General features: G+C 63.2%; 9 protein-coding genes. 2 read left to right on the top strand and 7 right to left on the bottom strand.

The window, feature by feature from the left end:
• Window positions 1-1,114 (top strand): bifunctional diguanylate cyclase/phosphodiesterase (locus RMO57_RS10735; protein WP_310386471.1); only part of this gene is annotated, 1,114 nt, incomplete at its 5' end.
• Between the two features lie 37 nt (window positions 1,115-1,151).
• On the opposite strand, the gene RMO57_RS10730 is transcribed toward RMO57_RS10735, so the two are convergent.
• From RMO57_RS10730 to RMO57_RS10715, 4 genes are all read right to left on the bottom strand, one after another.
• The gene (locus tag RMO57_RS10730) at window positions 1,152-2,723 is read right to left on the bottom strand and encodes a PAS domain S-box protein (RefSeq protein WP_310386469.1); all 1,572 of its coding nucleotides are present in this window, start codon (window positions 2,721-2,723) and stop codon (window positions 1,152-1,154) included.
• Complete coding sequence (locus RMO57_RS10725) at window positions 2,723-5,893, bottom strand: chemotaxis protein CheB (protein ID WP_310386466.1); 3,171 nt, start codon at window positions 5,891-5,893, stop codon at window positions 2,723-2,725. The genes RMO57_RS10730 and RMO57_RS10725 overlap by 1 nt, the downstream gene beginning before the upstream one ends.
• 89 nt (window positions 5,894-5,982) lie before the next feature.
• Window positions 5,983-6,492, bottom strand: a complete 510-nt coding sequence (locus tag RMO57_RS10720) for a dihydrofolate reductase (RefSeq protein WP_310386464.1) — start codon at window positions 6,490-6,492, stop codon at window positions 5,983-5,985.
• Window positions 6,489-7,355, bottom strand: coding sequence for a thymidylate synthase (locus RMO57_RS10715; protein WP_310386462.1), 867 nt, complete (start codon window positions 7,353-7,355; stop codon window positions 6,489-6,491). Before RMO57_RS10715 ends, RMO57_RS10720 begins: the two co-directional genes overlap by 4 nt.
• A gap of 31 nt (window positions 7,356-7,386) precedes the next feature.
• Between RMO57_RS10715 and RMO57_RS10710 the strand changes: the two genes are divergently transcribed.
• Entirely contained in the window at window positions 7,387-7,788 is a 402-nt protein-coding gene (locus RMO57_RS10710) for an RT0821/Lpp0805 family surface protein (protein ID WP_310386460.1), read from the top strand.
• Between the two features lie 7 nt (window positions 7,789-7,795).
• Here RMO57_RS10710 and RMO57_RS10705 read toward each other — a convergent pair whose 3' ends face one another.
• The 3 genes from RMO57_RS10705 to RMO57_RS10695 form a co-directional block, all read right to left on the bottom strand.
• Window positions 7,796-9,214 (bottom strand): efflux transporter outer membrane subunit, encoded by a 1,419-nt coding sequence (locus tag RMO57_RS10705; RefSeq protein WP_310386458.1) that lies wholly within the window; start codon window positions 9,212-9,214, stop codon window positions 7,796-7,798.
• A complete protein-coding gene (locus RMO57_RS10700; RefSeq protein ID WP_310386456.1) occupies window positions 9,211-12,315 on the bottom strand; it encodes a multidrug efflux RND transporter permease subunit in 3,105 nt (1,034 codons plus the stop codon). Before RMO57_RS10700 ends, RMO57_RS10705 begins: the two co-directional genes overlap by 4 nt.
• A 33-nt stretch (window positions 12,316-12,348) precedes the next feature.
• On the bottom strand, window positions 12,349-12,896 hold a 548-nt coding region (locus RMO57_RS10695), incomplete at its 5' end, for an efflux RND transporter periplasmic adaptor subunit (protein ID WP_310386451.1).

Genomic DNA, 12,896 nt, shown 5'->3' with positions numbered 1-12,896 from the left:
TGCCCATGCCCATGCCCATGGCGCGGGCCATGGCGGTCATTTTGGTGAAGGCCTGCTTGCGCGCCTGGGTGGCGATGAGTTTGTGGTCTTGCTGGAGGGCTTGAGTGGCCAAGAACATGAGGCGGCGAAGCAAGTCGAGTTGCTGGCCAACAAAATCTTGGCAGCCCTGCGCCAACCCTATTTGCTGCGCGACAAAATCTATCAGGGCACACCCAGCATCGGCATTGTGGTGCTGACCCAAGAGCCCCTTGGCAGTGACGAGTTACTCAAGCGGGCCGATGTAGCGATGTACCAAGCCAAGGCGGCCGGGCGCAACACCCTGCGCTTTTTTGACCCCGAGCTGCAAGCGGTTGCGACTGCCTTCATTGCCTTTGAGCTCGACCTGCGCCTGGGCCTGGAGCGCCAGGAGTTTGAGCTGCATTACCAGGTTCAGTTCGACTTGGCCGGCGTCGTCACCGGAGCCGAGGCCTTGTTACGCTGGCGCCGTGGCGGCCTGGACTTGGTGCCGCCGGGGCAATTCATCCCGATTGCCGAAGCCAATGGCTTGATCCTGCCGCTCGGGCAGTGGGTATTGGAGACCGCCTGTGCGCAACTGGTTGCCTGGAGCCAGCAGCCGCAGCGCGCGCGCTGGACCATGGCCGTCAACGTCAGCGCATTGCAGTTTGCGCAAAGCGACTTTGTCGAAAGTGTCGGCCGCGCCTTGCATCTCACGGGTGCCAAGGCTTCGCTTTTGAAGCTGGAGCTGACCGAGAGCATGTTGGTCAACGACATCGAGGACGTGGTCGCCAAGATGAAGGCTATTCAAGCCTACGGCGTGGCCTTTTCGCTCGATGATTTCGGCACCGGTTACTCATCCTTGTCCATCCTCCATCGGCTGCCGCTGCAGCAACTCAAAATAGACCAGTCCTTTGTACGTGATATCTTGACCGACCCGAACGATGCGGTGATTGCCCGCACCATCGTGGCACTGGCCCATAACCTTGATTTGCGCGTGATTGCCGAAGGGGTTGAATCGGCCCAGCAGCGCGACTTCTTGGCCGCCATCGGGTGCGATGCGTTTCAGGGTTATTTTTTTGGCCGACCGGAGGCCGAGCAGAACTTGCCCGCTCTGTAGCCGTGCTCTGGGGCGCTACACGGGCGCTACACGGGCGCTACACGGGCACTTGAGGCCTGAACGTGATGCTGAACGCAGTGCCTTGGCCGGGTGCAGACCGGATACTCAAGGTGCCGCCGATCTGGCCACACAAATCAGCCACCAACTGCAGCCCCAGCGAGCTTTGTCGCTTGGCCTCGAAGTCCTCGTTCAAGCCCACGCCGTTGTCCTCCACCGCCAAACACCACAGCGAGGCCACGGCATCAACGGGCTGCAAGCTGACCTTGAGCAAGCCCGCTGTGCCAGGCGTGGCCGATGGAGCAAAGCCATGCTTGAGGCTGTTGGAGATCAACTCGTTGCACAGCAAACCGCAAGCGGCTGCTTGATCCATGCTGGCCGGCAGCGACGCCATATCGAGCTGCAAACGCACGGAGCCCATGTCCAACACCTGCGTGCGAAAGGCCTGGGTCGCCACCTGCCCGAGGTAGGCGCCCAGGTCGACCGCGGCAAAAGTGCCCGAGCGGTACAGCGATTCGTGCAACTGCGCCATCGCCCGGATGCGTCCCTGCATGGTTTGCAACACCGCCTTGGTGTCAGCCACCGCGCTGCGCCCGGCCTCCAGGCGCAACAGGCTGGCAATCACCTGCAAATTGTTTTTGACCCGGTGATGCACTTCTTTCAGCAGCGCTTCTTTGTCGCGCAAGGAGCTCTGCAACGCTTGCTCGGCCAACAGTCGTGGGCTGATATCGATGTCAACGCAAAACATTTCGGGCGCTTGCCCCGGCGCTTGCAGCAGCACATGGCTGGAGATGACCGCGACCCGGCTGCCGTCCTTGCAGCGCATCGTCATCTCGCCGGCCGCCACTGGGCGGCCGGTGGCGGCCATCTGCGCCATCGCGTCAGCCACGGTCGCGCGCATTTCGGGCGCAATGATCAGGTCGAGCAGATTGCGCCCGATCGCCTCCTCGGCCGTGTAGCCATAAAGCAGCTCGGAGGCGAGATTCCAGTAGGTCGTGCGGCCGTCCATGCCGTAGCCCTGAACGGCCACAGTGGCGACGCTGCGCAGCACCTGCTGAAAACGCTGCTCGCTCTCGCTCAGCGCCAGCTCGGCCCGGTGGCGCTCGCTCATGTCGGTGATCGCCATGCGCAGCCGCCCCTGGGCCGCAGCGGCGCAATGCAACTCCACCGGCAGTGTCGTGCCGTCATGGCGGCGCAGATTCAGCGCCAAGCTGGTTTTGCTGCCCTCGCTGGGGTCCGCCAGCTGGGTCGACTTGCGCAGCCGCTTGAACAAGCTGCGCCAACGCAACAGATCCGGTCCATGCACCAGGATGTTGAAGTTCATGCCCAACAAGGCCTTGCGTTGCCAGCCGACCAGCTCGACGACACAGAGGTTGAGCTGCTCGACACAGCCCTCACCGTCGAGCGTCAAATAGCCGATCGGGGCGAAGTCGTAGAGCTCGGCGTAGCGATCCCGCGAGGCCTCCAACTCGCGCTGCGAGTCACGTAATTCCTCGTTCTGCATTTCCAGCTCGATTTGATGCACGCGCAGTTCGTGCAACAGGCTGGCTGTCTGCGTCTCGGCTTGCGTGCCGCGCGGATCGCCGCTGTCCTCAGGTCGTTTGGCTTGCATCAGGTGGACTCCCCGCCCGTTTCAGCGCTCTGCGCTTCGATGGCGACCATTGCCAGCAAGATCAATTCGGTGTCGCCGTCGGCCGTCACGATGCGCCGTGCATTCAGCACCATGCGGCGTGGCCCCAAGCCGGGAAAATCATGTTTGACCTCGTAGCCGTCCATCACCTGACTTTGCGGCAGAATATTTTCCAGCAACTCGCGCAACGCCGGAATGGCCCATTGACCATTGCCCAGCTCGTAGACCTTGTGGCCCACGGTGTCGGCGGGGTCGACCTTGAAGTGCGCATAAAAACTGCGGCTGGCCGACACCACTTGCAGCGCTGCGTCCAGCACCAGCAAGGGCTCGCTGACGGTGTCGACGATGCCCTCGGCCAACTCGCGGGCCAATTGAGTGGCCCGCTGTTTGGCTGCGGCCAGCAGGGCGGAAACGCGCACAGCGGCCAGGCTGGCGCGTTTGAACTCGCTGATATCGGTGAAGGTCACCACCACCCCTTCAATCACATTGTCCAGCGTACGGTAGGGCTGAATGCGGCTGAGGTACCAGTGGCCGTCGGTGCTGCTCACTTCGCGCTCGACCGGGATCAAGCTGTCCAGCACCGCCTGCAGATCGACCTGCAGGCCCTGTTGTTGGCCTGCGTCGATATTGCAAGTTATATCGGTCAAGGGGCGACCCACGTCACCGGCAATCAAGCGGTAAATCTTGATCGCTGCCGGCGTGAAGCGGCGGATACGCAACTGGTGGTCGAGGAAAAGGGTGCCACTGCCAATGCTGTCGAGCAGGTTCTTCATGTCGTTTTGAACACGGGTCAGCTGCTCGATGCGGCTGTTCAGCTCGGCATTGACGGTGATGGTTTCCTCGTTGAGCGACTGCAGCTCGTCTTTGGAGGTTTCCAACTCTTCGTTGGACGACCGCAGCTCTTCGTTGGCGGTTTGCAGCTCTTCATTGGCGGACCGATGTTCCACAACCGTGGTTTGCAGCGTCAGCTGGGCAAGTGCTAGCTTGGCGGCCAGCTCCGTGGCCAGCTCCTTGAGGCGGGGCTGGTCCGTGCTGTTGGTGACTGCGGCCGCCGCCGCCAAGTCATGCTGGCGCACTGCCTGCGCGGGCAGATCTTCAAAGCTGACCAGCAGCAGGGGCGGCTGCTGGCGCAGCCGTGGCAGCGGCCGAACCGTCAAGCGCACCAGCGAAAAGCCGCCGTTGGTTCTGACCGAAACCACCTCGGCTGGCCAGTCTTGGGTCGTTGACTCGGTGTCGGTAACCTCAGCGCCAGCCGCTAGCAGCAGCGTGACGCGCAAATTCGGCAGTAGGCCTTCGCGCGCCATTTCCAAGAGATTCAGCTTGGCTGGGCCGGGAGCCGGGCGCAAGTAGCGGCCGGTGTCGCCGTGGATATAGAGGATATTGCCGGCGCTGTCGGTCGTGACCGATGCTGGCGCGAAGGTCTGCAGCAGGGCGTGGTTGCTGAGGTCAGCAATTTGCTCAGCCAAGGGGCTGCTTTCGCCGCTCGCTGCTGGGCTGTCAGGGTGTTTGGGGGGGCTCATTTCAGCTCCTGTTGATCGCTGCGCTGTGGCGCTTGTGGCTGGTGCGATTGCTGGTTCGGATGCTGCTGCGAATGCTGGTGAAACAAGTGCCTCGGCGGCGGCCGAGCTGCGGTCGCCACTCACTTTGCGTGCTTTGTAGAACTTCCACTTGCGGTTCAGCGGCGCGAAGAGTTCGGCCTGGTTGCTGATACTTTCTGAGGTGGAAACGAACAACACACCCTGGGGCTGCAGCGCGCCATGAAAGCTGTGGATCAAGCGGCGCTGCAGTTCGGGCTCCAGGTAAATCATCAAGTTGCGGCAGCTGAGCAGGTCCAGCCGGGAAAAAGGCGGATCTTTGATGACGTTTTGAACCGCGAACACCACCATGTCGCGCAGCTCCTTGGTGACCTTGAAGCCAGCAGCAGCATCGTCCTCCTTGGTGAAAAAGCGGCGCAGGCGCTCCGGCGTGACGTCGTTGGCGATACCGGCAGGGTAGCGGCCGGCGCGTGCCAGCGCGATTGCCTCATCGTCGAGGTCGGTGGCGAAGATTTGAATCGGCACCGACCGCTCGCCCCGACTGAACAGATCCTGCTGCAATTCGTGCAAGATCATCGCGATGGAATAGGCTTCCTCGCCGGAGGAACAGCCCGCCACCCAGACCCGGAACACGCTGCCCGGCGGCTTGGCCTCCAGCAAGGCCGGCAACAGGCTTTGCTTGAGTGCCACAAAGGCCTCGGGATCGCGGAAAAAGCTGGTGACGTTGATCAGCAATTCGCGAAACAAGCACTGCACCTCGGCCGGGTTCTCCGACAGCAGCTGCGCGTAGTCCACATCGTTGTCGATTTGATTCAACATCTTGCGGCGCTGGATACGCCGGCCAATGGTGCTCTTCTTGTAAAGCAAGAAGTCATGCCCGGAGCTGGTACGCAGCTGCAGCAAGATCTTGTTGAGGTCGGATCTTTTGGGGTCCAGTGCCTGGCGCGTCGGCAAGCTCAGCCCGGGTTGCGCCGATAAGGCCATGCGCACCAGCAATGCCGGCATTTGCTCGGGGGCCAAGACGTGGCTGGCGGCACCGGCCTTGATGGCGTTTTGCGGCATGCCGTCGTAGCGGGCGCTGCTCGGCTCTTGCACCAATCCGACACCACCGGCATCGACGATGGCGCGCAGGCCCAGCGAGCCATCGCTGGCGGTGCCCGACAAGATGATGCCGATGGCGCGCGCGCCCTGGTCGGCGGCAAGCGAGCGCAGAAAACCGTCGATCGGCATGCGCTTGCCGCGCGCCGCTTCCGGCAGCGTCAGTTGCAAGACGCCGTTCAGGATCGCCATATCGCGGTTGGGCGGGATGATGTAGACGCAGTTGGCTTGCACCCCCGTGTCGTCCAGCGCTTGCACCACCGGCATGGCGGTACTGCGCTGCAAAATTCCGGTCAGCAAGCTCTCATGGCTAGGGTCCAGGTGCGGCACCAAGACAAAGCCCAGGCCGGTGTCGGCCGGGCAGGCCCTGAAGAAGGCCTCGAACGCTTCCAATCCGCCCGCCGAGGCCCCGATCGCGACGATCGCGCCCGGATTTTTGCCCGCAGCCGCCTGCGGCGGGCTCATTTCTGCCGCGGCCGTCGTCGTGTCAGGTTTGCTGTGGTTTTTACCGCTGTCCATGGGGTGCCGCTGCCCTTGCGATTTCGTAGTATCCACTGCCCGGCCCGGTTGCATTCGACCTGAAAATCAAACGCCTCAGATGGAGAGTCTCACTTTGGCTCAGATTTTTTGTAGCTGACGAAGTCGTAGCGCAAACCTTCCGGGTCAAGGCCCGACTCGCGCGCGACCTGCTTGAACCGTGCCCGGTCCCAAGCGGGGAAAAAACTGTCGGCATCCGGGTAGACCTGCTCAACTTCGGTCAGCTCCAGCCGCTCGGCCAGCGGTAGCGCGAGTGCATAGATCTCGGCCCCGCCGATGACGAAGACGCGCGTTTGTCCCGCACAGGCGGCCAAGGCTTGCTCCAAGCTGCCGAACGGCTCGGCGCCGTCCAGCTGTACGTCGGGATTGCGCGTCAGCACCAGATTGCGCCGGCCCGGCAGCGGCCTGAATTTGGCCGGCAGCGAGTCCCAGGTCTTGCGCCCCATGATGACCGCGTGGCCCAGCGTCAGCGCCTTGAAGCGGGCCAGATCGGCCGGCAAGCGCCAAAGCAATTGATTTGCCCTGCCGATGGCGCCGTCTTTTGCCACGCCGGCGATCAGGCTGATCTTGGGTAAGCTCATACCGCCACCGCGCCCTTGATGGCGGGATGTGGGTCGTAGCCCGTCAGCTCAAAGTCATCGAACTCGTAGTCGAAGATCGACGCGGGCCGGCGCTTGATGGTCATGCTCGGGTAAGCGCGTGGCTCGCGGGCGAGTTGCATGCGCACCTGCTCGAAATGGTTGCTGTAAATGTGGCAGTCGCCGCCGGTCCAGATGAAGTCGCCCAGCGCCAGGTCGCATTGCTGGGCCAGCATCTGGGTCAGCAGCGCGTAGCTGGCGATATTGAAGGGCACGCCCAAAAAGATGTCGGCACTGCGCTGGTAGAGCTGGCAGGACAGTTTGCCAGGCTCTCCAGCCACCTGTGATGGCGCCACATAGAACTGGAAAAACGCATGGCAGGGCATCAGCGCCATCTGCTCCAGATCGGCCACATTCCAGGCGCTGACAATGATGCGGCGCGAATCGGGGTTGGTCTTGAGTTGTTTGACGACCTCGGCGATCTGGTCGATATGGCCGCCGCCCGCTTTGGGCCAACTGCGCCATTGCACGCCGTAGACGGGGCCGAGATCGCCGTCCGCACGCGCCCATTCGTTCCAAATCGTGCAGCCGCGCTCCTGCAGCCATTTGACATTGGAGTCGCCGCGCAAAAACCACAGCAACTCCAAAACAATGGATTTGAGGTGCACCTTCTTGGTCGTCACCAGCGGAAAGCCCTGGTTCAGATCAAAACGCAGCTGCTGGCCGAACACGCTGCGCGTGCCGGTGCCGGTGCGGTCGGTCTTGGCCGCACCATGCTCGAAGACATGACGCATGAAGTCCTCGTACTGGCTGCGGACCGGGCGCTCTGCTGTGCCGGTGAAGGTGCTTGGGAGGGGGCTGTTCATGGGGCGGATTCTAAATGGATGCGGTATTCTGTTGGCCACACTCACAGCCAGCGCAGGTGTCATCATCAAAGCCTTACTTCTACTCCTGAGCCTAACCGCGGTGTTCATGGCACCGGCGCATGCCAATAGCAATCTGCGGGCGATGAACAGCTCGGCTTTTTCGCGTTTCAGCGCGGCCGATCAAGCGCTGATGCGGGTGCAAGTTGACCAGGCCATCGCTGCCGAAACAGAGGGGCAGAGCTTCGAGTGGAAGAACGACAAGAGCCGCGCCTCCGGCGTCGTCACGGCGCTGGCCCGCAACCAGTTCAAAGGCCTGGAATGCCGCAATCTGCGCATCCAAAACAGCTGGGGCAACCAGCGCGACGACGGCGTGTTCCGCTTTTGCCAACAGCCGGGCGGGCAGTGGGGTTTGACCGGGCCGGTGCAGGACTGAGTTTGCTTCAGCCCTGCGGCGTCCAGCCCCCGCCCAGCGCCCGGTACAGCCCGATCACCGCCGCATAGGCGCCGCTGGTCAGCTGCGTCAGCTGCAGTTCGGCGTCGAAGAGCTGGCGCTGTGAGTCCAGCACCTCGAAGTAACTCGATATGCCGTTGACATAGCGCAGGTCCACCAGGCGCAGCCGCTCTTGGCTGGCTTTGACAATGGCCTGCATGGCAGCCTGCTGCTCGCGCAAGCGCTGAAAGCTCACCAAGGCATCTTCAACCTCGCGCAAGGCCGCTTGGGTGGTGCGCGCGTAGTCCTCGGTCGCAATGCGCTGCTGGGCCTGCGCCGCCTCCAAATTGCTGCTCAGCCGCCCGCCAGTGAACAGCGGCAGCGTGATCGCGGGCGAGAGGGTGTAGGCCTGCCGGTCACTGTCGATCAACTGACTCAGTTGCGGGCTGATGAAGCCCAAAAATCCGGTCAGCGAGATGCTGGGCAAAAAGGCCTTGCGGGCGGCTTCGACACTGGACTGCGTGGCCGCCAAGCTCAGCTCGGCCGCGCGTATGTCGGGGCGGCGCGTCAGCAAATCGGACGGAATACCGGCCGGCAGCGCTGGCGGCAATGCATAGCGATCCAGCGGCTTGCTGACCCGCAAAGGGCCGGGGTTACGCCCGGCGAGTTGCGACAAGGCGTTTTCCTGCAGGCCACGCTTTTGTTGCAGCTGGGCATAGGCGGCCTGCGCTTGCGCGAGCGAGGTTTCGGCCTGTGTCACGTCGACCTTGGAGACGATGCCGGCGTTGAAGCGCAAAGTGACAATGCGCAGCGACTCGACGCGCGAGACCCGGGTGCGCTCGGCGATCAGCAGTGACTGGTCGTACTCCAGCAGGCTCAGCCAGCCCGACGCGACCTGCGACACCAGCCCGACCTCGACAAAATGCCGCAGCGCTTCGCTGGCCCGCACATTACTCAAGGCCGCGTCCGACAGCGAGGCAATGCGACCCCATAAATCGATTTCCCAAGCCGGCATGGCCAAGCCCAGGCGATAGCTGCTGGAGGTCAAGTTCTCGGTCGCACTCAGGCCGCTGGGCGCTTGGCTGCGGGTGGCGCTGGCGTCGGCGCCCAGGTTGGGCAAGCCTGCGGCCCGTTGCAGGCCGTACTGGGCGCGCGCTAACTCGACGCGCTGGGCGGCGATGCGGATGTCGCGGTTATTGCTCAGCGCCTCCTTGATCAAGGCCTCCAGCTCGGCGTCTTGAAACAGCGCGCCAAACGGCCGCTCGGCCAAGCTGGTGGATGAGGTCGAGGGGGCGTTCCAGCCGGCGGGCATCTGCACCGGCTTGGGCGCGGCGCCGGTCGAGTCAGTGGTGGTGGTGGTGGGCGCGGCACAGGCGCCGCACAACAAGGCGGTGGCCAAAGCAAGGCCGTTTGAGCGGGCGCGCATCATGGCTGCACCTTCGCGCTGATTTCAGGTTTGGGCTTGACCAAGCTCATCATCGCCACATAAAACAGCGGCGTGAAAAATACGCCGACCAGCGTGGCCGCCAACATGCCGCCCAAGATGCCGGTGCCGACCGAATGCTGCGTCGCCGCGCCCGCGCCCGAGGCCTTGACCAAGGGCAGCACGCCCAGGATAAAGGCCAGCGATGTCATCACGATCGGGCGCAGGCGTTGGCGGCCGGCCTCGACGGCCGCGTCCATCACCGACATGCCGGCTTCATATTGCTGCTTGGCAAACTCGACGATCAAAATGCCGTTCTTGCCCGCCAGACCGACCAGCGTGATCAAGCTGACCTGAAAGAACACATCATTGGGCGAGCCGCGCAGCAGCAGGGCCAGCAAGGCACCCAGGATCGCAATCGGCACGATCAGGAACACGGCCACCGGCAAGGTCCAACTCTCATACAGTGCGGCCAAGAACAGGAACACAAAAACCAGCGAGAGCGCGAAGATGCCGGCCGCTTGCGAGCCGCCCAGGCGCTCTTGCAAGGACTGGCCCGACCATTCAAACGAAACACCATCAGGCAAATGCGCCGCAGCCAGTGCTTCCATCGCGTCCAGCGCCTCGCCGGAGCTGCGCCCAGGTGCGGGTGCACCGTTGATTTGAATCGAGGGGTAGCCGTTGTAACGCGTTAGCGCGATGGGAGCCGAGCGCCACTCGGTGCGCATCAGTGCGCTCAGCGGCACCAGTTCGCCCGAGGCATTGCGCAGCTGAAAGCGCTCCAGCGCGGCCGGGTCCGACCGGAACGACTGCTCGGCCTGCATCTTGACCTTGAGATTGGTGCCGAAGGCGGTGAACTGATTGATGAAGCTCGACCCCATCAAGGTGCCCACCGTCGCATACAGGTCGGGCACCGACACGCCCAGCGACTTGGCCTTGTTGCGGTCCACGTCGAGGAACAGCGTCTGCACATCGGGGGCCGCCACGCTGCGGGTGCCGACCAGGCGCTCGTCCTTGCTGGCGGCAGCCACCAGGGCCTGCGTGGCGGCGTTCAAGCTGTCGCGGTTGCCGTCCAGCGAGACCAGGCGCATGTCAAAGCCCGCCACATTGCCCATGCCCGAGATCGGCGGCTCGTTGAGCGCGAACACGCGCGCCTCGGTGATGCTGGAGAACTTCATGTTCAGGCGTTTGATCAGGCCCGTGACATGGGTCTCGGGCGTGTTGCGCTCAGCCCAGGGCTTGAGGGTGGCGAAGATGAAAGCCTGGTTGGCGTAGCGGTAGAAGATCGAGAAGCCAAGAATCGCAGTGGCATCCTGCACCGACTCTTCCGCCGCCAGAATCTTCTCGGCCTTGATCAAGGCCTCACGGGTGCGCTCGGGCGAGGCGCCTGCGGGCAAGTCCACCGCCACAAAGATCGAGCCCTTGTCTTCCTCGGGCACAAAGCCACCCGGAATCGCGCCGAACAGGAACAACACGCCGGCCAGCATGCCGCCGTACAGGCCCCAGGCCAGCAGCTTGCGGGCCAGCAACAGCTTGACGCCTTTGATATAGCCGCCGGTGACGCGCTCAAAAAAGCGGTCAAACACCTGGATCGGCTTGAGCTTGGTCATGCCGGGCTTGAGGATCAAGGCGCACAAGGCCGGCGTCAGCGTCAGCGCCGTGATGGCCGACAGCAGCGTCGCGAAGGTGATGGTGATGGCAAACTGCTTGTAGAGCGTGCCGGTGACGCCGCCCAGAAAGGCGATCGGCACAAACACCGCGCAGATCACCGCCGTCACGCCGACGATGGCGCCGCCAATGCCTTGCATCGCTTTGATGGCGGCACTGGTCGCATCCAGATGCTCGTCATGCATGATTTTTTCGACCGCCTCGACCACGACGATGGCGTCGTCGACGACGATGCCGATCGCCAGCACCAGGCCAAACAGCGTCAGCATATTGATCGAGAAGCCGGCCAGCAGCAGGCCGGCCATGGTGCCGATGATGGAGACCGGAATCGCCAGCAGCGGGATGATGGTGGCGCGCATGCTGCCCAGGAACAGGTAAACCACCACCAAGACCAGGATGAAGGCCTCGATAAAGGTGTGCACCACCAGCTCTACCGAGGCGGTGACGAACTTGGTGGTGTCGTAGCTGACCGACCATTTGATTTCGGGCGGGAAGGACGCCGTCAGCTGATCCATCTTGACCCTCAAGGCCTTGGACAGCTCCAGCGCATTGCCGCCCGGGCTCAGATACACGCCGATGGCGACCGCCGGTTTGCCGTTCAGGCGCGACTCGAACTGGTAGTCATCGGCGCCCAGCTCGACCCGTGCGATATCGCGCACCCGCACCACCGAGCCATCGGCCTGGGCGCGGATGACGATGTTCTTGAACTGCTCCACATCGGTCAAACCGCCGGCCGTTTGCACCGGGAAGGTCAGGCTCTGGCCGCTGTCGGCGGGCGACTGGCCAATCTCGCCGACGGCGAAGTTCTGGTTTTGCTCGCGCACCGCATTGCCCACATCGGCGGCGGTCAAGCGGTATTTGGAGAGCCGGTCCGGGTCCAGCCACAAGCGCATCGCGTAGGGGGCGGCAAACAGCGTCACATCGCCGGCACCGGGCAAGCGCTTCAACTCATTGATGACCTGGCTGTTGGCCAGATTGGCAATGTAGTTGCGGTCAAAGCGCGGGTCATCCGACTGCATCACGATCACTTGCAGGATCTGCGGATTGGTCTTGTCCACGCGCAGGCCATTGCGCAGCACTTCTTGCGGCAGCAGTGACTCGACCCGTTTGGCGCGGTTATTGACCTCCACCGCCGCCAAGTCCAGATCGGTGCCGGGCTGGAAGAAGATCTGCAACTGCATCGAGCCGCTGGCCGAGCTGGTGCTCTGCATATAGAGCAGGCCGCTGATGCCGTTCATCTCGCGCTCCAGCGGTGCGGCGACGGTGGTTTCCAGCGTCTCGGGGCTGGCGCCGGGGTAGACGGCCGAAATCTGCACCTGCGGAGGTGCGACGTTAGGGTATTGCTCCACCGCGAGCTGGGTGCTGGCCAGAATGCCGATCAGCATGAAGAGCAGGGCGATGACGGTCGCCATGACCGGACGCTTCACTAAAAATCCCATGACCAGGCCTCCGGTTTCGCGCGTGGCGGCTGATTAAGTTCCAGTAGCTGCTCCTGCTGTGGCCGCTGAAGCCGCTACTGCAGGCAGCCACGGCGTGGGTTTGACCACCGCCCCTTGCTGCAGCCGCTGCAAGCCTTCGACCACGACCAGTTCGCCCGCACCCAGGCCCTTCTCGATGATCCAGTCGTTGTTCAGCCATTCACCGACGACGAGGTCGCGGCGCAAGGCCTTGTTGTCGGCCCCGACCACCCAGGCCACATGGCCGGTGGGTGTTTTGGTGACGGCCTTTTGCGGAATCAAAATCGTGTTGGGGCGCTCGCCCGAGGTGTAAACCACCCGCACATACATGCCGGGCAAGAGCTTTTGATTCGGGTTGGGCATGACGACCCGCAGCGTGATGGTGCCGGTGCTGGGGTTGACCTGAGACTCCGAGAAATCAAGCTTGCCGCTGCGCTCGAACTCGCTGCCGTCGGGCAGGAAGATGCGCGCTTGCGCGCTGCCGGTGCCTGCCCCCGCCTTGACGCGGCCGCTGCTGAGCTCGCGGCGCAGGATCAAGGCATCGCGGTCGGCGACGTTGAAAT

The sequence above is a fragment of the Roseateles sp. genome, from assembly GCF_031397715.1.
GTDB lineage: Bacteria > Pseudomonadota > Gammaproteobacteria > Burkholderiales > Burkholderiaceae_C > Paucibacter_A.
Note: the sequence above shows the minus strand (reverse complement) of the source record. Positions and strands in the feature narration are given on the sequence as shown.

Bases quoted from the DNA above. Each gene is read 5' to 3' on its own strand.
- RMO57_RS10720 (WP_310386464.1), bottom strand. From the start codon at position 6,492: ATGAGCTTACCCAAGATCAGCCTGATCGCCGGCGTGGCAAAAGACGGC.
- RMO57_RS10725 (WP_310386466.1), bottom strand. From the start codon at position 5,893: ATGGACAGCGGTAAAAACCACAGCAAACCTGACACGACGACGGCCGCG.
- RMO57_RS10730 (WP_310386469.1), bottom strand. From the start codon at position 2,723: ATGCAAGCCAAACGACCTGAGGACAGCGGCGATCCGCGCGGCACGCAA.
- RMO57_RS10715 (WP_310386462.1), bottom strand. From the start codon at position 7,355: ATGAACAGCCCCCTCCCAAGCACCTTCACCGGCACAGCAGAGCGCCCG.
- RMO57_RS10700 (WP_310386456.1), bottom strand. From the start codon at position 12,315: ATGGGATTTTTAGTGAAGCGTCCGGTCATGGCGACCGTCATCGCCCTG.
- RMO57_RS10705 (WP_310386458.1), bottom strand. From the start codon at position 9,214: ATGATGCGCGCCCGCTCAAACGGCCTTGCTTTGGCCACCGCCTTGTTG.